At 68.0% G+C, this 19,737-nt stretch carries 12 protein-coding genes; 2 read left to right on the forward strand and 10 right to left on the reverse strand.

Annotated elements, in window-relative coordinates:
• On the forward strand, positions 1 to 6,770 hold a 6,770-nt coding region (locus ACFTZB_RS26335), incomplete at its 5' end, for an amino acid adenylation domain-containing protein (RefSeq protein ID WP_378435595.1).
• On the opposite strand, the gene ACFTZB_RS26340 is transcribed toward ACFTZB_RS26335, so the two are convergent.
• The 10 genes from ACFTZB_RS26340 to ACFTZB_RS26385 form a co-directional block, all read right to left on the reverse strand.
• Entirely contained in the window at positions 6,749 to 9,475 is a 2,727-nt protein-coding gene (locus ACFTZB_RS26340) for an amino acid adenylation domain-containing protein (protein ID WP_378435597.1), read from the reverse strand. The genes ACFTZB_RS26335 and ACFTZB_RS26340 overlap by 22 nt on opposite strands.
• Before the next feature lie 236 nt (positions 9,476 to 9,711).
• Entirely contained in the window at positions 9,712 to 10,542 is an 831-nt protein-coding gene (locus ACFTZB_RS26345; RefSeq protein WP_378435599.1) for an SDR family oxidoreductase, read from the reverse strand.
• The gene (locus ACFTZB_RS26350) at positions 10,539 to 11,252 is read right to left on the reverse strand and encodes a thioesterase II family protein (RefSeq protein WP_378435601.1); all 714 of its coding nucleotides are present in this window, start codon (positions 11,250 to 11,252) and stop codon (positions 10,539 to 10,541) included. Before ACFTZB_RS26350 ends, ACFTZB_RS26345 begins: the two co-directional genes overlap by 4 nt.
• Before the next feature lie 201 nt (positions 11,253 to 11,453).
• Positions 11,454 to 12,230: a VOC family protein gene (locus ACFTZB_RS26355; protein ID WP_378435603.1), complete on the reverse strand. Its 777-nt coding sequence runs from the start codon at positions 12,228 to 12,230 to the stop codon at positions 11,454 to 11,456.
• A 243-nt stretch (positions 12,231 to 12,473) separates the two neighbouring features.
• A complete protein-coding gene (locus ACFTZB_RS26360; RefSeq protein WP_378435605.1) occupies positions 12,474 to 13,253 on the reverse strand; it encodes an alpha/beta fold hydrolase in 780 nt (259 codons plus the stop codon).
• A 9-nt stretch (positions 13,254 to 13,262) separates the two neighbouring features.
• Complete coding sequence (locus tag ACFTZB_RS26365; protein ID WP_378435607.1) at positions 13,263 to 14,453, reverse strand: CaiB/BaiF CoA transferase family protein; 1,191 nt, start codon at positions 14,451 to 14,453, stop codon at positions 13,263 to 13,265.
• Positions 14,454 to 14,600: 147 nt separating this feature from the next.
• Positions 14,601 to 15,527, reverse strand: a complete 927-nt coding sequence (locus tag ACFTZB_RS26370; protein ID WP_378435609.1) for a TAXI family TRAP transporter solute-binding subunit — start codon at positions 15,525 to 15,527, stop codon at positions 14,601 to 14,603.
• Positions 15,520 to 16,956, reverse strand: a complete 1,437-nt coding sequence (locus ACFTZB_RS26375) for a sensor histidine kinase (RefSeq protein WP_378435611.1) — start codon at positions 16,954 to 16,956, stop codon at positions 15,520 to 15,522. Before ACFTZB_RS26375 ends, ACFTZB_RS26370 begins: the two co-directional genes overlap by 8 nt.
• 17 nt (positions 16,957 to 16,973) lie before the next feature.
• Entirely contained in the window at positions 16,974 to 17,633 is a 660-nt protein-coding gene (locus ACFTZB_RS26380; protein WP_378435613.1) for a response regulator transcription factor, read from the reverse strand.
• 58 nt (positions 17,634 to 17,691) lie between these two features.
• Entirely contained in the window at positions 17,692 to 19,095 is a 1,404-nt protein-coding gene (locus tag ACFTZB_RS26385) for an MFS transporter (RefSeq protein ID WP_378435615.1), read from the reverse strand.
• Between the two features lie 336 nt (positions 19,096 to 19,431).
• Between ACFTZB_RS26385 and ACFTZB_RS26390 the strand changes: the two genes are divergently transcribed.
• On the forward strand, positions 19,432 to 19,680 hold the full coding sequence (locus ACFTZB_RS26390) for a hypothetical protein (protein ID WP_378435617.1): 249 nt from the start codon (positions 19,432 to 19,434) through the stop codon (positions 19,678 to 19,680).
• Positions 19,681 to 19,737: the final 57 nt, after the last annotated feature.

A 19,737-nucleotide genomic window follows, 5' to 3' on the forward strand; every position in this document is an offset into this window, starting at 1 on the left:
TCACCACCGACCGCACCACCCGCTTCGACCTCACCCACCCCCCACTGATCCGCCTCACCCTCATCACCCACACCCCCACCGACCACCGCCTCGCCCTCACCAACCACCACATCCTCCTCGACGGCTGGTCCACCCCCCTGCTCCTGCACGAACTGCTCCACCTCTACACCACCGGCAACGACCACCACCTCCCCCACACCACCCCCTACCGCGACTACCTCACCTGGCTCACCCACCACGACACCACCGACAGCATCACCGCCTGGCAACACGCCCTCGACGGCATCGACGAACCCACCCTGCTCGCAGGCGAAGGTCGAAACCCCCAAAGATCCACCTTCCCCGAGGAATTCGCAGTCGACCTGGACGCAGAACACACCGAGGCCCTGCGGTCAGTTGCCCGCGACCTGAACCTCACCCTGAACACCATCCTCCACACCGCCTGGGGCATCGTCCTCGCCACCCACACCCACCGCAACGACGTCGTCTTCGGCACCACCGTCTCCGGACGCCCACCCCACATCCCCGGCATCGAAACGATGATCGGACTGTTCATCAACACCATCCCCGTCCGCATCACCCTCCACCCCACCGACACCCTCACCGACCTCCTCCACCGCACCCACACCACCCACACCCAACTCCTCGACCACCACCACCTCGGCCTCACCGACATCCGCACCGCCACCGGACCCGCCGCCACCTTCGACACCCTCACCGTCCTCGAGTCCTACCCCCTCGACACCACCACCCTCACCACCCTCACAACCCCCGACACCACCGGCCTCCACGTCACCGATGTCCGGGGCGCCGACGCCACCCACTACCCACTCGCCCTCGCCGTCACCGAGGGCATCACACTTCACCTGAAGTTCGAATACCTTCCCGCCGCACTCGACCGCACGGCGGTAGAATCCATTGCCGGGCAGGTAATCCGGGTGTTGAAGTCGATCGCCACCCGCCCAGATCTCCCACTCGCCCGGCTCCACCTGCTCAGTGACACCGAGATGCGCGAACTCCTTCCCATTCGTGGTGGGACTCCCGGTCCCGACAGGACTTTCGCCGACATCCTCACCGATGCGGCCGCATTCGATCCCGCGGCACCGGCACTGTCGTACGGAGGCCGGGTGGTGTCCTACCGCGAGCTCGACGAGACATCGAATCGTTTGGCGCGCATGCTCATCGAGCAGGGTGCCCGGCCGGAGACGTTCGTTGCGATCGCCATTCCCCGGTCGATCGACTCCGTGATCGCGATGTGGGCGGTGGTGAAGACCGGCGCGGCCTTCATGCCCGTCGACGTGACCTATCCCGACGCGCGGATCGAGCACATGCTCACCGATTCCGGTTCCTCTCTGGGCATCACGGTCGGGACTCACCGCAGCCGCTTGCCGCTCACCCTCCGATGGACCGTCCTCGACGCCCCGGACGTCACCACGACGATCGGGCGCTGTCCTGCGACCCCCGTCCGCGACTCCGATCGCAGGACGCCGCTGCGGGTAGATCACCCCGCCTACCTCGTCTACACCTCGGGGTCCACCGGCACTCCCAAGGGAGTGGTGGTCGGTCACCGTGGACTCGCGCAGGTCGCGGCAACCCAGATCGAGCTGATGGGATCGGATCGACGATCGCGGGTCCTGCACTTCTCGTCGCCCACGTTCGACGGTTCGATCTTCGACTACCTGCTGGCCTTCGGGGTCGGGGCGACGATGGTGATCACCGCTCCGACGGTGTACGGCGGCAGCGAGCTGGCCAAGCTGCTGGCCTCCGAACGGATCACCCACGCGTTCGTGCCGACTGCGGCACTGGCCACGACCGATCCCGAGGACCTCGACTGCCTGACCGACGTGGTGGTCGGAGGCGAGGCATGCCCACCCGGTCTCGTGTCCCGCTGGGCCCCGGGCCGCAGGCTGCGCAACGGTTACGGCCCGACCGAAACCACCGTGATGTGCAACGTCAGCGAGCCGATGTCGGTCGGAACCCCGGTGACAGCGGGGTTCCCGATCGACGGGGTCACCGAACTCGTCCTCGACTACCGGTTGCAGCCGGTCCCGGCCGGTGTCCCCGGCGAGCTCTACATCGCCGGCGGCGGTCTCGCCCGGGGCTACCACCGGCGGGCCGGACTCACCGCCGCACGCTTCGTCGCCAACCCGTACGGCGAACCCGGCGAACGGATGTACCGGACCGGTGACCTGGTGCGCTGGACCAGGGGTGCACGTGCACTCGACTACCTCGGCCGGACCGACTTCCAGGTGAAGATCCGCGGCTTCCGCATCGAACCGGGCGAGATCGACAACGCACTCACCCGGCATCCCGAGGTCGACTACGCCGCCACTGTCAGCCGTCCGGGACCTGCCGGAGACGCGATACTCGTCTCCTACGTACTGCCCGCCGAGGGCACCGACCCCCGCCCCGCGGAGCTGCGCACCTACCTGACCGATCGTCTGCCGTCGTACATGGTCCCCGCCACGGTGGTGACGATCGACGAGATCCCGTTGACGCGCGTCGGCAAACTCGACCGCGCCGCGCTTCCCGACCCCCCGCTCGACTCGACCACCCCCGGACCGCGCCGCGCCGCGACACCGGTGGAGGAAATCGTGACGGACGCGTTCGCCGCGGTGCTCGGCATCGACCACGTGAGCGTCGACGACAATTTCTTCGACGCCGGCGGCAACTCGCTCAGCGCCACGCGTGCGGTCGCCCGCATCGATGCAGCCCTCGACGCCGATCTCGGCGTCCGCGCTCTGTTCGACAACCCGACGCCACGCGCCCTCGCCCACCAGCTGGTGCGGCGGACGGGTGACGCCCCGCGACCGTTGATCGCCGGTCCCCGGCCGCCCGTGCTCCCGCTGTCACCCGCCCAACACCGGATGTGGTTCCTCAACCAGTACGACACCGCCTCGCCCGCCTACAACATTCCCGTCGCGCTTCGACTCACCGGGGCGCTCGACACCGACGCACTCTCCGCGGCACTGACCGATGTCGTGACACGGCACGAAGCACTCCGCACCATCTATCCACTACACGACGGTCAGCCCGTCCAGGAGGTACTGCCCCCGGAGGATGCAGTCCAGCACGTCGACATCGTCCGTGTCACCGACGACGACGTGACGGCCCGCATCTTCGGGTACGTGACCACCGGGTTCGACGTCACCGTCGACCCGCCGCTCCGCTGCCGGCTGCTCCGTCTCACGCCCGAACAGCACGTTCTCGTCCTCGTCCTGCACCACATCAGCGCCGACGGCCGATCGATGGTCCCGCTGACCCGGGACTTCGTCACCGCCTACACGGCGCGGACGCGCCACCGGCCGCCCCGCTGGTCACCCCTGCCCGTCCAGTACGCGGATTACGCACTCCGCCAGCACGAGTTGTTCGGGACACCGGCCGGCGACCACAGCCTGCTCGCGAGCCGGCTCGAGTACTGGAGGCGCACGCTCGACGGACTGCCCGAGGTTCTGCCCCTTCCCACGGACAGACCACGCCCACTGCAGCGAACCCTGCGTGGCGACCGGTGGGACTTCCGCGTCGACGCGGACGTGCACCGCGCCCTGCGATCGATGGCACGTCACCGAGACAGCACCCTCTTCATGACGGTGCACGCGGCACTGGCCGCCCTGCTGTCGCGGCTGACCGGCACCTGCGACATCGCCATCGGCACCGCCGTTGCGGGCAGGCCGGAACCGGCGCTGGACGACCTGGTCGGCATGTTCGTCAACACCCTCGTCCTACGTACTCGCGTCAACACGGCCGACACGTTCACCGCTCTCCTCGCGCACACTCGCGAAGCCGATCTCGGCGCGTTCACCCACGCCGACCTGCCGTTCGAGCGACTCGTCGAGGCTGTGACGCCGGTTCGCTCCACCTCGCACTCCCCGCTGTTCCAGGCGTCGCTGGAGTTCGAGAGCACCGCCCGGCCCGCACACCTCACCTTGCCGGACGTCGAGGTCGAGGCAGTCGACGTCGCGACGGCGATCGCCAAGGAAGATCTGGAGCTCCAGGTCGTCGAGGAATTCGACAGTGGCGGTGCACCTGCGGGCATCGCTGCGGCCTTCACGTATGCCACCGACCTCTTCGACTCCGCAACGGTCGCGCGGCTCGCGGAACGGTTCATCCGCATCCTCGGGGCGGTGGCCGACGACCCGGACCAGCCGGTCGGTGACATCGAGATCGTCGATGCCGTGGAGCGCGCACCGGACGTCGGCGCCCAGGGACCGGTTCCCCGGTGCTGGCCGGAACTGCTGTCCGGTGCCGCCCGGACAGGCGGTGATGCCGTGGCCGTGAGCTGCGCGGGGCGCGACATCACCTACCGTCGACTCGACGAGCGTTCCAGCCAGCTGGCCCGCCTTCTGATCGATCGCGGGGCAGGGCCGGAAACCTTTGTCGCTTCGGCTTTCCCACGCTCGATCGAATCGGTGGTGGCCCTGTGGTCGGTAGTGAAATCCGGTGCCGCCCCGGTGCCGATCGACCCGACGTACCCGGCAGACCGGGTCAACCACATGCTGACGGATTGTGGAGCGATACTGGGTGTCACATCGTCCACGTATCGGCCACACCTCCCCGACACGGTGCCCTGGCTGATTCTCGACGACCCTGCCTTCGAAGACGGCCTGTCCGCCTATGGTCGTACGGCCCTGACCGATGCGGATCGGCTCGCTCCGTTGATGCTCACCCATCCCGCGTATCTGATCTACACGTCCGGGTCGACCGGGACACCGAAGGGCGTCGTGCTCACCCACACCGGGCTGGCGAATCTGGCCGAACACGAACGCACGCACCTGACGGTCGCGCCCGGCGCACGAATATCGCACCTTGCCTCACCCAGCTTCGACGCATCGATTTTCGAGTTGACCATGGCATTCTGCGCCGGCGCCCACGTCGTGATCGTGCCGCCCCTGACGTACGGCGGACCGGAACTGACCCGGCTCCTCGACGACGCTCACGTCAGTCACGCCTTCATCACCCCGACCGCGCTCGCTTCCCTCGACCCCGGCCGTCTCGAGTCGCTGCGGGTCCTGACCGTCGCGGGCGAGCCATGCCCGCCGGTGCTGGCCGCGCGCTGGGCACCGGGCCGGCGCATGTTCAACGCCTACGGCCCCACCGAGACGACGATCATGTCGCACATCAGCGAACCGCTGACGCCGGACGACCGGATCGCCATCGGCCGTCCCGCCCGGGGATTCGTTGCCGCGATACTCGACAGCCGGCTGCATCACGTCCCAGCGGGAACGCCGGGCGAACTGTACCTCGCAGGTCCCGGGCTCGCCCGCGGATACCACGCACGAGCGGCCGAAACCGCACGGAATTTCGTCGCCTGCCCGTTCGCCGGAGCGGGCGAACGGATGTATCGCACCGGGGATCTGGTGCGGAAGCTCCCCGACGGCTCGGTCGAACATCTCGGTCGTACCGATTTCCAGATCAAGGTCCGAGGATTCCGGATCGAGCCTGGCGAGATCGATTTCGCCCTGACAGCTCGGCGGGACGTGGATTTCGCCGTCACACTCGGCCGGCCCGCCCCGGGCGGAGACACCACGCTGGTCACCTATGTCGTTGCTCGTCCCGGTTTCACCATCGACACCGGGAACCTCGACGAGTACCTGTCCCGGCGGCTGCCCGCGCACATGGTGCCGACGACCTTCGTCGAGCTCGAGCACATCCCGCTGACCCCCACCGGAAAACTCGATCGTGCCGCCCTTCCCGATCCGGAGTTCCCCTCGCGCACACCGCGATTCCGTCCACCGCGGACACCACTGGAGCGGGAGGTGGCCGATGCTTTCGCGGAGATCCTCGGCACCGAGCCGGGACGGTCCGGAAGGATAGGCGTCGACGACGACTTCTTCGCTCTCGGCGGTACCTCCTTGACGGCGATCCGGGCGCTCACCACCCTGCAGGAAAGTCTCGGTCGCACCGTCCCATTGCAGGCGCTGTTCCTCGATCCCACCCCGGCCGGGCTGGCCGCGCGGATCGACCCACGATCCGCACCGGACACGGTGGACGAGGCACTGCGCGTACTGGTGCCGCTCCGCCCTGCCGGCACCGGACCACCACTGTTCTGTGTGCACGCCGGAATCGGTCTGGCATGGGCATACACGGCGCTGGTGCGGCACCTCGCACCGAGTCGGCCCGTCTACGGTCTGCAATTGCCGTCGATCAGTGGTGGACCGGAGCTCGATTCGATCGAAGAGCTGGCCCACCGATACGTCGAGGAAATCAGAACGGTCCAATCGGCGGGTCCTTACCATCTCCTCGGCTGGTCTCTGGGCGGGACCATCGCCTACGCGATGGCGACGGAGCTGCGCCGCGACCGCGACGATGTTGCCTCCCTCGTCCTCCTCGACAGCTATCCCGGGAACGCGGACGACACCCCACCAGCGCAGCTGGGTGTCGATCAGCTACTCGCAGGTCTCGGCGTCGAGGCCGCGACGAACGGTGACGGCGAGCTGACCTACGCGCGAGCAGCAGAAGCCCTCGAAGCAGCGTACGGGCCCGCGGCCGCACTGACACCCGAGCACCTGCGCCGAATCAACGAGGGATACGAACGCTCGTCTCGGATGCTGACCCACTTCACCCCCGAGGTTTTCGACGGGGACGTGCTCTTCTTCACCGCCGCGACGACGACGCCGGAAACGGGTACGGCCCTTGATGCCTGGCGACCGTCGATCACCGGGAACATCCGTGAACATCGGGTGCCGTGCGCCCACAACGACGTGATGCAACCCGAAACCGCTCGGCAGATCGGCCCGATCGTCGACGCCTATCTGTCCGGCGACGCGTAGAGCCTGTCCAAGGTGGCACAGATGCCGTTGATACTCGGATGCAGATACAGTTCCCTCATCGGAAGCACCGGCAACCCCTGACGGCGCATCATGCTGTCGGCCTTGATGGCGCACAACGAGTTGCCGCCGAGCTCGAAGAGGTTGTCGTCGGGGGCGATCGTCATCCCCAGGACCGCCTCCCAGATGTCGGTGAGCGTTCCCGCCAGTCCACCCGCAACGGATGTGTGCGGTACCCGGGAGCGCGGCGGGGTCCGATCGGGTTCGGGAAGGCGGGCCACGTCGAGCTTGCCGTTGATCGTGAGGGGAAGAGCGGCGACCACGGTGATGGTGCGCGGCAGCATGTACTCCGGAAGGAATTTCGCCGCCCGCTGCCGAATCGCTGTTCCGTTCCCGCCCGGGGAAACCACAAACGCATCGAGACCGGGGCCGCCTGCCGCGTCCTCACTTCCGCTGGTCACCACCGCCGCATCGACGACGGCGGGATCGTCGAGCAGCACACCGCGCACCTCACCGAGTTCGACCCGGAAGCCGCGGATCTGAACCTGAGTGTCCAGCCGGCCGAGGTGTTCGAGCGTGCCGTCGCGACGCAGTCGACCCCGGTCTCCGGTTCGGTACAACCTTCGGTTCCCGCACGCCGGGACACGGAGGAAACGCTCCGCGGTGAGCTCGGGCCTACGCAGATATCCGAGCGCCACTCCCGCACCGCCGACATACACTTCCCCGTCCACACCCCCCGGAACCGGCCGTCCTCGTTCGTCGAGCACGAACACGTACCAGCCGGGCAGCGGCCGTCCCACCACCCGGGTGCCGGCCACCGCGTCGCCGCGAGTCACGGTGTGCGCCGTGACGTGTACGGTCGTCTCCGTTGTCCCGTACATGTCGACCAATCGGCATTCCGACTCCGGATACCGGTCCATCCAGGGCAGAAGCGCCCGCGCATCGAGCGACTCGCCACCGAAGACGACCAGGCGCAGCGCATCCAGCCGGTCGAGCTCCCGGTCCGCCTCGGCGAGTTGCGCGAAGGCCGACGGGGTTTGACTCAGAACACTCACCCGCTCGTCGGCGAGCAGTGCATGGAATTCGACCGGTGACCGAGAAATCCAGAAGGGGACGATGACCAGCCGCGCTCCCGTGAGCAGCGCACCCCAGATCTCCCAGACCGAGAAGTCGAAAGCGGAGGAATGAAACATCGACCAGGTGTCCTCGGGGCGGAGGCGGAACTCCGCGGTAGTGGCCGCGAGAAGCGCCAACACCGCGCGGTGCGGAATCATCACCCCCTTCGGTCGACCGGTGGAACCGGACGTGTAGATCACGTAGGCCGCCGCGTCCGGATCGAGCCCGTCCCTGTCCGTATCCGGGGTGTCGTCTCGGGCAGACACCAGCCCCCTCGGTGAGACCACCCGAATCTCGCTGCCCCACACTGGGTCCTCGACCTCTGTGACGACCAGGTGCACGTCGGCATCGTCGGCGGTGTACGCGAGCCGGTCCGCGGGATGCCGCACATCCATCGGGACGTACGTCGCACCCACGTCGAGCACCGCCAGCATGGCGACGATCAACTCCACGGACCGATCCAGGCAGAGACCGACCCGGTCACCCGGGCGGATACCGAGTCTCCGGAGACCGGATGCCGCCCAACGTGATTGGCTGTCCAGTTCGGCGTACGTGAGCTGACGACGACCGTGTACCACTGCAATCGCGTCGGGCTGCTCCTTCGCGCGGGTCCGGAACAACGCCTCGATCCGTCCGGCACCGGGCACGGGCGGCGCGACCACCTCGAGGCCCGCCCCGGAAACCATCTGCTCGTCACCCACGGGAAGGTCGCCGACGCGCACGTCCGCCCCCACGCCGCGCAGCTGACGGCACATGTGCACGACGTGCCGCCCGAACTGCCGTGCAGCCTCGTCGTCCACCACATTCTGCTGACGATGTAGTTGGAGCCGGACGTCGCCGCCGGCGTCGACGATGGGAGCGAGGGTCAGCGGAAAGGGTGCGGACTGGCAGGCCAGCCAGTCCCGCGCGGACCGGGGGAACGTCGTCGTCACACCCAGCACACCGACGCCGACGTCACGAATGCCGCGCGGACCGTAGGCAGCATCCGTGTCCAGCGGGGTACGGGCGTCGCACCCGAGCGAATCGATCGTGCTGCGGACGACCCTGTGCAGCACAGCGTTGTCGGAGCAGTCGACCGTCGCCACCGTGCAGTGGTAGAAGCCGCCGAGGACGTACGGCGGGCGATCTCGATCCTCGCACCAGGCTGCCACTCGCACGGTGTCACCGTGCTCGTACCGGCCCAGGACCAGTGCGGCCGCGACGGCGACGGTGGCAGTGACGTCCCCACCGATCCGCCCCAGCGCAAACTCGTAGGACACCGGTCCGGAACGCTGTTCGGCTGCCGCCCAGAGGAATCCGTGGCGTCCCGCACTCGCCGACGGCAACGGATCGAGCGCTTCGCCGTCATGGTGCTCACCGGGCGGCCCCGCGAACACGGCGTCCACGCCCAGGCCACCGGTCAGGACCTCACTCATCGTGGCGAGCGCCGTCGAATCCAGATCCCGGCGGTCCGCTGCGAGCACCAGGTCGGCCACCCCGTCCGAGTAGAGCAGCAGGACCGCCCGAACCCTGCACCCGTTCGTGCCGACCGGCCGCCGCAACTCGCGGTCTCGGCGACACCGTGCGGTGGCATCCGCGGCAGATCCGTTCACCCGTTCGATCCACAAGCGCGGGGCCGCAACCTCATCCCCCCACCATCGGACCCTCACGGACTCCAGCACCGCTGCTGTCGCCTCAGGATCGACACCCCTGGTTATTCGCACCGACTGCGCATGGCCGTACGCCGCGCGCGCCAGCCCAGCCCGACCCCAATGGGATTGGTGCATAGGGTGACTCTACCGAAAAACGTTCCACATCATAAGCGGCGGGACACCACCTCCGCCCGCCGTCACCGCGCCGTGAACCCGCCGTCCACCGTCACGACGGTTCCGGTGACGCGCCGCGAGTCGTCGGAGGCAAGCCAGAGCGCGGCGGATGCGACGTCCTCGGGTTCGATGAGCGCGTTGATCGGCTGCGACTGCACGAACACGGATTCGTGTTCATCCACCTCCAGACCGAGGGAGCGCGCGATCTCGGCCAGCATCCTGCCCTCGAACGCGGGACTGTCGCGCACCGAACCGGGACACAGGGCGTTCACCCGGACCCCGCTCGGGGCATAGTCGAGCGCGACGGCCTTTGTCAGTCCGATCAATCCGTGTTTGGCGGCGACATAACCCGCGAAACGGCGGTAACCGACAATGCCCGCTGTCGACGAGATATTGATGATGCTGCCGCTGCGCTGCCCGACCATGATCTTTCCGGCGACGGCGATCGTGCGCCAGGCACCGGAGAGATCGACATCGAGCATCAATTGCCACTCGCGCTCGTCGATCTCATGAGCCAATGCCCCCGAGGGCGCCGCGATTCCGGCGTTGTTGACGAGGATGTCGATGTGGCCGAACCGTTCGTGTGCAGCGTCGACCGCGTCCCTGACCTCACTCAACACGCGCACGTCGACCGCACCCGTCAGCACCGAGACCCCGTGGGCGCGACACAGCTCGGCGGTGTACTCGAGCTGGCTCGGCGTACCGAGTGGATACGGAACACCCGGCAGATTCCGCGCGACGTCCACGAGCATCAGGTCCGCACCGCCGGCGGCCAACGCCACCGCGCACGCCCGGCCGATGCCCCTGGCCGCGCCGGTCACGACCGCCGCCTTGCCGTCCAGGCCCGGACTCATCGGGAACCCGATTCCGCGAGCTGGGCAGCAACGACACGCAGCAGAGCGTGCGGATGATCGGTGAGGTACATGTGGCCGCCGTCGAGTTCCCGCACCGAGATGTCGGCCGTGGTGGCCGCCTGCCACTCGGCGGCCTGCACCGAGCTGACCAAGTGATCGTCACGACCACGCAGGGCTGTGATGGGAACGTCCAGACGTGGGTGCGGCGGGGGCCGATAACTCTCGTGCATGTCGACGTCGGCGCGCAGCACCGGCAGCAACAGCTCACGTAGTTCCGCGTTCTCCAGAGCCGGGTGCGAGTACCCGGCCAGTTCGTGAACCCTGGCCAGGAACTCGGCGTCATCGAGCAGTGCAGCGCGAATGTCGCGAACATGGCGCGGTCCCGGTGCCCCGCTGACGAACAGCCGCGTCACCGGCACCGAGCCGTCCGCAACCAGCCGATGCGTGAGCTCGTAGGCGAGAACGGCACCCAGGCTGTGCCCGAACACCGCGACCCTCTCGGCGTCCTGGCCCTCGTACAGCGCTCGGGCCAACAGATCTTCGACAGCCGCTGCGACATCGGTCAACAGCGGTTCGACGAACCGCTCCTCCCGGCCCGGCAGCTGCAGGGGCACGACGACCAAGCCTGGCGGGGCCAACCCGCGCCAGCCGCGAAAGAACGACGCCCCCGAACCCGCATAGGGCAAGCACAGGAGCGTGGTGGCGTCCATTGCTCGACTCCGTTCACACGAAACAGAGGATGTCCGGTTCTGTCGACCCTAGGCCGCCCGCCGCCCCAGAAGTGGCGGATTGTCCGATTACTGTGAGGCACACTCATTGACACGATGCGCGCCAACGCCGCTTATCTCACAAGTCATGGGAGTCGTCACCACGGCACGAGCGCTCGGCCCCCACAAGGGAGACGACAGGACTTACCCCTGTGCACCCGGCAGCGGGGAACCCACCGTGAACGTGGCACCGAACGGATCCGTGACCTCCGCGGTCCGTCCGTACACCATGTCCGTCGGATCGTCCGCGGTACCACCGCCGGCCCGGGCCGCGGCGACGGCCGCGTCGGTGTCGGCAACCTGGAACAGCGTCCCCCAGGAGGACTCCGAGGCGGACGGATCGCCCACGATGCCACCGATCTCGTGCCCGTCCGGCCTGCGCAGAAAAGTGAAGTCCACGCCGGGCAGGTCGTCGTTCCCGTCCAGCGTGAAGTCGAACACTGACGCGTAGAATTCCCGCGCCGGGCCCGGATTCGGCGTCACCAAGTCATTGCGCAACAACGTGTTCGGCTCGTTCACGAGCTCGCAGCCGACATGCGCCCGCCCCTGCCACAGCCCGAACTGCGCACCGGCCGGATCGCGCACCATCGCCATCCGCCCCTGGTCGGCGATGTCCATCGGCTCGATCAGCAGCGTGCCGCCCGCATCCGCGGACCGAGCGACCGTCGCAGCGAGATCATCCGTCGCCAGGTAGACGTTCCACCAGAACGCGGTGGCGTTCTCGTCGGGATTCGGCATCAGCGCGGCGACCCTCTTGCCGCCGAGCAAACACATCGTGTACCTGCCGTACTCCTCGGGACCCACGTCGAACTCCCACCCGAAGACCGACCCGTAGAAGGCCATCGCCCGGTCGAGATCCGGGATGCCCAGGTCGATCCACGTCGGGGTACCGAGTGGTTGATTCGTCGTGACCGCACTCATCGCTGCTCCTCCACTGCCGGGATACCCCCTCGACGCTAGCCCGCGGCACCGACACTCGGCGGCAGGACCGCAGGATTCGCTGTCGCGCTCCGCGAACCCCTCCGCAATCGACCGTCCGACGCGCCGCCACAACGACCGCTCGTCCCGTGCCCGCTGCGCACCCTACTCACATTCCCGGGCCGCTCGCCGTCCCGCACCATCAGCACTGACATGGGACGGCGAGATCGATCACGAGGAAGAATGTCAATGCTCGGCGAGGAAGCTGATCGCCGCGGTGCTCGCGACTTCGCGTTCTTCCTCGAAGTAGGCGTGCCGTGCGCCGGGGAGCAAGTGCATGCGCGCGTTCGAAATCCGTTCGGCGAGTAGTGGCGCGTTGTCGACCGGGGAGAGCAGATCGTCGGTCCCGTGCAGGACGAGGGTCGGCGCGCTGATCGACGGCAGCACGTCCCACGCGTCGTGCCCGTTGCTTGCCCGCAGGTGTGCGAGCCGGGCGTACGCGGGCATGTCGGCATCTCCGAGGGTGTTATAGGGGGCGGGATTTCGACCGAGCCATTCCCGGGTGTACATCAACTCCAGCAGGGCGCTACGCGACCGTTCGGGATCGGGGTGTGCCAGGTTCGCGCGCACTTCGCGGCTTCGCTCCACCGCATGAGTTCCGCCCGGTGAGGTGCAGCCGAGGATCAAGGCGCGGACACGCCGGGGATGACGCGCCGCGACCCACTGCGCCACCCGGCCTCCCATCGAGGTGCCGTAGACGTGCGCCGTCTCGATGCCGAGCGCGTCCAGCACGCGCATCGCATCCTCGGCGAACAGTTCTGTGCTGTAGTCGGTCTCGGGTTTTCCGCTGGATCCGGTTCCGCGGTAGTCGATCGTGACGGTGTGGAATTTCCTGTCGAAGTCCGTGCGAACGCGATCCCACCAGTGATGGTTGTTGGCCTGACCGGCGAGTAGCAGCAGCGACGGTCCGGTGCCGGACTCCTGGTATGCGATCGGCGTTCCGTCGGACGCCACGGCATGGGGCACTGCAGAACCTCAGACCGTGTCAGCCGTGCGCAGGTCGGAGATCGCGGCATCGGTGTAGCCGAGCTCTCCCAAAATGGCATCGGTGTGCGCGCCCAGGGCCGGGACCGGATCGAATCGCGGTTCCACACCGCTGAGGTTCGCAGGCGGGAGCAGCGCCCGCGCCGGGCCGCCTGGGGTCTGCACCTCCCGCCAACGATCCCTGCCGGCCAGGGACGGGTGGGACAGGAAGTCCGACACGGTGCCCAGCCGCCCGTTGGCGATCGACACCTTGTCGAGGAGCGCGAGGGCGTCGTCGGTGCCGAGCAGACGAGTCCGCTCGGAAATCATCGCGTTGCACTCCTCGCGGTGCGCGACGCGCGCGGAGTTGCGGCAGAAGCGTGGGTCGGTGGCGATCGACGCGTCGCCGAGCACGTCCGCGCAGAACGCGGACCATTCGCGGTCGTTCTGGATCGACAGCAGGACCGTGCCGTCGGCGGTGGGAAACGGACCGTACGGGGCGATCGTCGCGTGTTCCGCTCCGACGCGGCTCGGCTGCCGGCCCCCGTATTCGGTGTAGTAGGCGGGCGAGCCCATCCATTCGCCGAGCGCCTCGAACAAGGCGACCTCGACGGCGCGGGCCGTCCCGGTGGTGGCGCGCGTGTACAGCGCGGACAGGATCCCGCTGTACGCGTACATGCCGGCCGCGATGTCGGCGATCGACACACCGACCTTGGACGGGCACTCGTCGGTGCCCGTCAGCGACATCAGGCCGGATTCGCCCTGGACGAGCATGTCGTAGGCCTTGCGATCGGACCAGGGGCCGGTGTTGCCGTAGCCGGACACGTCGCACGGAATCAGCGTGGGGTACCGCTGCTGGAGCGACTGCGCGTCGAGGTTCATCCGGGCCGCGGCGCCGGGGGCCAGATTCTGCACGAAGACGTCCGCTGTGGACAACAGCTTTTCGAGGATGTCGCGGCCCTCGCCGGATTTCAGGTCCAGGGTGAGGGACTCCTTGGAGCGGTTGAGCCAGACGAAATAGCTCGATTCGCCGTGCACGGTCTCGTCGTACCGTCGTGCGAAGTCGCCGGCATCGGGACGTTCCACTTTGATCACCCGGGCACCGAGGTCGGCCAGTTGCCGGGTCGCGAAGGGCGCGGCGACGGCTTGTTCGATGCTCACGACGGTGATCCCTGCGAGCGGTAGGGCGGTCTGCGATGCCATGAAGCCAGCCTTCCTCGAAATGTACGGCCATTTTGCAAGCAGATGCGGGCAGTAGTCAACCGGGTGGACCCGAGTTTTACATGCAGTTGAGGTTGGTGGCGGAGCCGATCCGCGACCGCCGGACGTTATGGCCGTACATGACGGCCGTCAGCCGTGGTGGCGCCGGTATGCCGCGACCGCTCCCGGGTGACGCGAGACCCCCGCCGTCTGGATCAGCGACCGGACGTCGAGGAATTGGGCACCGACGGTGTCGGGAGGAATGAGGTCCTGCGCCCGGTCGACGAGAAGATCGACCAGCGCACCGGCCACGGCGTCCGGCAGTTGGGGAGAGGCGACGAGCAGGCTGGGGACGCCCACGGTCGCGGTCTCGGCCGTGTCACCGTACGTCCGCGCCGGCACCGAAACCGGTTCGTACATCGGTCCGTAGACACTGCGCATCTCCACGTACTCGGCGGACAGGTCGAGTAGCCGGATCCCCCCGTCCGGACCGTGCCCGGGCCGCGGCACCGCCGCCGGTGTCGGCACGCCCCCGGCCCACAGCGCGGCCGCGACGGTGCCGTCGGCGAGGGAGTCGAGGACGGTGGTGAGCGAGACCGGGCGCACCGTCACGTCGTCGACGGTCAGCCCGCTCGCCTCGAGCACCCGCCGCCCGGTCTGCGCGGTCCCCGAACCCGGGGATCCGAGGCTGATCGTCTGCCCGCGAAGATCTTTCATCGATCGGATCGGTGAGCGCGCGGGCACCGCGCACTGGAGATAGTTCTCGTACACCCGGCCGATGGCCAGCATCGGGGTGTCCGACAGCACGGCCGAATCGGCCAGCGTGAGCCCGATCAGGACCTCCCCCGACGCCAGCAGCGACAGATTCTCCAGCGAACCGGTGGTGTACCGCACCGACAAGCGCAGATCCCCACTCTCGGTGGCCGCGGTGTCCGCGAGCAACTCCGCGAATTCGGATTGGAAACCGTCGCGCTCACCGGACGCGATTTCGTACGTCCCCGACGGCGGGGTCCGGGCACACCCGGACAGTGCGACCGCCGCGGCCACACCGCCGAGGAACTGTCGCCGGTTAATCATCGTCGGGCGTCTCCACGTGCGGTTCGAGCCACAAGCGTACGCGCAGACCACCGGCCGGGGCCTCGTCGATGGCCAGTCGGCCACCGTACGCGGCGGCGACCACCTCGACGATGGACAGGCCGAGTCCCGTCCCGGCCTGATCGCTGGCCCGGAAGAAGCGGTCGGTGAGCTTGCCGCGCAGTTCCGCCGGGACGCCCGGGCCGTCGTCGGCCACCCACACGCACACCTGCGTGTGGTCCTCTGAGCGCTCCACGCCGACGCCGATCTCGACGGTGGGGTGGGGGCCCGCGTGCCGGGAGGCGTTGTCGATCAGCACGTCGAGCACCTGGGACAGATCGTTCTCGGCGATCGCGACCGGAACGCGGTCGACTTTGGGCGCCGCGACGGTGGTCAGGCGCGCACCGCGTTCCCGGGCCGTCACCGACCAGAAGTCGACCCGGTCGGCGACCACCGACAGGGCGTCGCAGGCCGCCTCGCCTCCGAACCGCGGCGTTTCGGCGGAGGCGAGCGAGAGCAGGCTGTCGAGAATCGTCTGCAGACGTTTGGCCTCCTCGGTGACGAGGTGATAGTCCTCGCGCGCGTCGTCCGGTATCCCGTCGTCCAGGAGGTCGAGACGAAACTGCAACGCCGCGAGCGGATTCCGCAGCTGGTGCGCGGTGTCGGCGATCAGACGCTGCTGCGCGTCCGCGGCCCGCAACACCGCCGAGGACATCACGTCGAACGAATGCGCAAGCCGGCGCACCTCGGGAGGTCCGCCCGCGGCCGTGACGGGCAAGACGGACGGCGGAGGCTCGGACGCCGACGACGTCCTCGAATCGGGCATGCGGCGGATGAGTTGCACGATTCCGGTGGACAGGTTCGCGAGCGGTCCGAGCACCCACCGGCTCAAGGCGATCGCGAGCACACCGAACGCGACCAATGCCAGCACCGCGCCTGCCGCGATCACGGCCCACTGCCGGAGGATGTCGGAGCGCGCCTCGGCCGTCGAGGCGCGCAGCACGATGGTGCCGTTCACCTGAGCGCCCGACCCCACCGGTTTGACGAACAGGGCCTCGTCGTCGCTCCACGGGAACAGCCGGTCGACGGTGGAGACCCGCTCGTTGCGCAGTCCGCTGCGAATCGCGGCCTCGATGCCGGGTTCGTTGCCGCCGAGGCCCACACCGAGGGTGGGCACACCGCGAGTGGAGACCACGAGAACGCCTTCGCCGTACACGTCGTCGTACGCGTCCACCTCGCCTTCGATTCTGGCGGGGTCGCCGGTCCGGACGTATTCCTCGGCGAGGACAGCGAACCGTTGGATGTCGCCCTCGCGGCCGAGGGTGAACTCCTGTGTCCGTGAGTCGGCGGTCGCGATCGCGAGGGGGATCGCGAAACTCGCGACCGCGCAGGATCCGAGGATCGCGAGGATGAGCAGTAGCCGTCGGCGCATATCGTTTCGACCTCCGGTCAGCACACCCAGCGGTAGCCGAAACCACGGATGGTGCTGATCAACCCGGGCCGGTCCAGCTTGGCCCGCAGCGTGCCGATGTGGACGTCGAGCGAGCGTGAGACCGCGACGAACGCGTCACCCCAGACCCGATCCATCAATTGCTGACGGCTGACCGCGGCACCCGGGTTCTCGAGCAGAATCTCCAGCAGGGAGAACTCCTTCGACGTCAGGTCCACGTCGGTGCCCGCCACGGTGACGGTGCGGGAATCGAGGTCGACGCGCACATCCCCGGTGACCACTTCCCGCGGCACGCCGCCTTCGACGGCCAGGCTCCGCCGGCGCACCACCTCGATGCGCGCGAAGAGCTCCGACATCCGTGCCGGCTTGACCAGGTAGTCGTCGGCGCCGCCGCGCAGCCCGCGCACCACCGACCGTTCGTCGTCGCGGGCGGTGAGGATGATGACGGGGACAGCGCTGACCTGACGGAGCTGGCGCAACACCTCGAGTCCGTCGCGGTCCGGTAACCCGAGATCGAGCAGGACGAAGTCCACCTCGCCGTGGTGCAGCAGCAGCTCCGACCCGAACTTCATCCGCACAGGCTGGTGCGCCTGCCGGGTCAGCCCCGCGACGAGTGCGTTGCCGACGCCGTCGTCGTCCTCGACCACCGCGATGCGCATAACCGGCATTGTCCCCCGGCCACGGTGGGCCGGGGGAACAATGCCGGAGGCGGCGGGATCAGACACGCTCGAGTTCGCGGCCGTCACGGTGGTCGTCTTCGCGCCCGTCGCGGGCGGGGCTGTCCGTCGCGGGATCGAGCGTGGTGCCGCCCTTGCCCTTGGGCATGAACAGTGCCGCGACGAGGGTCAGCGCGGAGCAGCCGACGACGTAGTAGAAGAACGCCGACTCGTGTCCGGCCTGCTTGAGAGCGAGCGCGAGCGGCTCGGCGGTACCGCTGAACAGGGCTGCGGTGATCGCGTGCGGCAGGCCGACACCGAGTGCGCGCACCTTCGTCGGGAACAGTTCCGCCTTGACGATCGCGCTCAGGGCGCTGTAGGCGGTGACGATGACCAGTCCGGTCATCATCAGGCCGAAGGCGACGAACGCGTTGGTGGTGTTGCCGAGGACGGTGAGGATCGGGACTGTCAGCACGGTCGAGCCGATACCGAAGAACAGCATGACCTTGCGTCGGCCGATGCGGTCGGAGATGAGGCCGGCCACGGGCTGCATCAGCATGTAGATGAACAGTGCGGCGAAGTTGATCCACGCCACCGTTTCCGGGGCGATGCCCGAGGTGTTGATCATGTACTTCTGCAGGTACGTGGTGTACGTGTAGAACGCCACGGTGCCGCCGATCGCGAGACCGAAGACCATCGCGAGTTGCTTCGGGTACTGCAGCAGCAGGCGGAGGGTGCCACGCTTCGCCGCCGGCGTGGTGCCGGATGCCTTCTCGGCGGCGATCTGGGCCGCCTCCTCCTTGTACTGGTCCGACTCGTCCATTCCGCGGCGGAAGAGCATCACGGTCACGGCGGCGATGGCGCCGATCACGAACGGAATACGCCAGCCCCACGCCTGCATCTGGTCGAGGGTGAGGATCTGCAGCAGGATGATCTGGACGCCGAGCGCAGCGAGCTGACCGAGGATGATCGACACATACTGGAAGCTCGAGTAGAAGCCGCGCCGGCCGGGCGTCGCGACCTCGGACAGATACGTGGCGCTGGAAGCGAATTCGCCTCCCACGGACAAGCCCTGGATCAGTCGCGCCATCACCAGCAGCGCCGGGGCGAGCATCCCGATCGCCTCGAAACTCGGTGTCGCAGCGATGATCAGCGATCCTGCAGCCATCATGAGCACCGACAACGTCAGCGCGTTCTTGCGCCCGTAGCGGTCCGCGTACCGGCCCAGGATGTAGCCACCGATCGGGCGCATGAGGAATCCGACGGCGAAAACCAGTGCCGTGGAGAGCAGCTGGGCGGTCGTGCTGCTCTTCGGGAAGAACGATGCCGCGAAGAACACACTGAACGCTGCATAGACGAACCAGTCGTACCACTCCACGAGGTTCCCGATGCAGCCGCGAACCACGTTCGCAACAACCCGCCTCTCGCCGGTCGACGACGCTGGGTTCGAAGTCGTGTGTCGCATGATGTTCCTTCCTCGACTGCTGTGATCGTGCGTAGCCACTGGAACCAATGTGGCCGCCACCACAGCGCGAGGGAAGGGATGAGCACCTTTCCTTACAGTCGCTTTAGACGACACCGCGGCGCGTGCGGCAGAACGGTGCCCGCGCGGTGCTCGTCTGGATCGACACCGGTGCCCCGTCCGGCAACCCGTTCGTCATGCGCTGACGTCGACCGGCAGATGCGCTTCCGCACAGGGGGTGGGTAATGCGCACCCTTGGGTGGCTGTCGACCGGGTCCTTCCGGGGGCAGTGTTGGTGTGGCCAAGGAACACTCGCCCCCACACCAGCAAGGACTCCGCATGTTTCGCCACACCGCCATTCGCGCCGGCCTGATGTTCGCCGCAGTCGCATTCTCCGTCACCGGCGCGGCCGGAATCGCGCACGCCATGCCCGCCTCGACGGGCGGTGACGTCGCCGTCACCTCGCAGTCCGACCGTGACAACCGCGACCGCGATCGGCGGGACCGTTTCGACGACGACGCACAGGGCGCTATGTGCGAGGGCCAGGCCATCGTCGATCACCCCAGCTGCTCCTCGCTGCCGTACTGACCCCCGATAGAGGTGACACAACGCCGCTGCCGCAATCACTGCGGCAGCGGCGTATCG

The organism is Rhodococcus sp. NPDC057014 (genome assembly GCF_042673295.1).
Lineage (GTDB): Bacteria > Actinomycetota > Actinomycetes > Mycobacteriales > Mycobacteriaceae > Rhodococcus_F.

Excerpts from the sequence above, each read along its gene's own strand:
- ACFTZB_RS26345 (WP_378435599.1), bottom strand. The coding sequence starts at position 10,542 with ATGAGTCCGGGCCTGGACGGCAAGGCGGCGGTCGTGACCGGCGCGGCC.
- ACFTZB_RS26350 (WP_378435601.1), bottom strand. The coding sequence starts at position 11,252 with ATGGACGCCACCACGCTCCTGTGCTTGCCCTATGCGGGTTCGGGGGCG.
- ACFTZB_RS26355 (WP_378435603.1), bottom strand. The coding sequence starts at position 12,230 with ATGAGTGCGGTCACGACGAATCAACCACTCGGTACCCCGACGTGGATC.
- ACFTZB_RS26365 (WP_378435607.1), bottom strand. The coding sequence starts at position 14,453 with ATGGCATCGCAGACCGCCCTACCGCTCGCAGGGATCACCGTCGTGAGC.
- ACFTZB_RS26370 (WP_378435609.1), bottom strand. The coding sequence starts at position 15,527 with ATGATTAACCGGCGACAGTTCCTCGGCGGTGTGGCCGCGGCGGTCGCA.
- ACFTZB_RS26375 (WP_378435611.1), bottom strand. The coding sequence starts at position 16,956 with ATGCGCCGACGGCTACTGCTCATCCTCGCGATCCTCGGATCCTGCGCG.
- ACFTZB_RS26380 (WP_378435613.1), bottom strand. The coding sequence starts at position 17,633 with ATGCGCATCGCGGTGGTCGAGGACGACGACGGCGTCGGCAACGCACTC.
- ACFTZB_RS26385 (WP_378435615.1), bottom strand. The coding sequence starts at position 19,095 with ATGCGACACACGACTTCGAACCCAGCGTCGTCGACCGGCGAGAGGCGG.
- ACFTZB_RS26390 (WP_378435617.1), top strand. The coding sequence starts at position 19,432 with ATGTTTCGCCACACCGCCATTCGCGCCGGCCTGATGTTCGCCGCAGTC.